This is a genomic window from Vibrio sp. YT-19(2023), assembly GCF_033337395.1.
Genome location: NZ_JAWOQN010001014.1, coordinates 1 through 544, shown reverse-complemented (window position 1 = coordinate 544; position 544 = coordinate 1). Strand labels below are relative to the sequence as shown.

The following is a 544-nucleotide window of genomic DNA, read 5'->3' as shown; positions in this document are numbered from 1 at the left end:
ATTCAATGGAGTCCATGCTTACATGACTGATAATGGCTTTCAGGCCGCAGCAGTCGCATGGTTCAAAGGTCAGTTCTGATCCCTTGGGAGACTGATGCGTGACCGTTGCCACAGCCCCTAGAGGGATCAACCCCCAGCCGTTTTTTAGTACCCGAGTAGTTCTGACCAGCCGACCTTTGTACTCTCGTTTCAGTTTCGGATGCGGCACTACCGCATATCGCTTACTCATTTCGGTCCCCTTGTACCAAAGGCTCGACAACCAGCTCTTGAGCTTCGTCCCAGTCGGACACCTTTGCATCACCAAACGCAAAGGCAATTCGCATAGCCACTGTCGGCCTGCCTATTTTCATCAAGTAAGCCGCAGCACCGGCACACATCGACTCTTGTCCCGAAGGTGCATAGTTACCCTCTTCATCCCATTCACCACCTGACTTTGAGTGCACGGTCTTGTGGCAATGAAACGTCGTCATGTCGTTTTCAACGATGTCGTTGATGATGCCTTCTAATCGCCCAGGGGCCAGCTCGATAGCGCCCTCCTTCCGGA

The 544-nt window shown here is 52.8% G+C and carries 2 protein-coding genes; both read right to left on the bottom strand.

From position 1 onward, the window contains the following. The coding region (locus tag R7E78_RS29750) for a hypothetical protein (protein WP_318059097.1) at positions 1-229 on the bottom strand (229 nt) is incomplete at its 3' end. Then, positions 222-544, bottom strand: a 323-nt coding sequence (locus R7E78_RS29745; RefSeq protein ID WP_318059096.1) for a hypothetical protein, incomplete at its 5' end; no start/stop codon positions are given. The genes R7E78_RS29750 and R7E78_RS29745, both read right to left, overlap by 8 nt.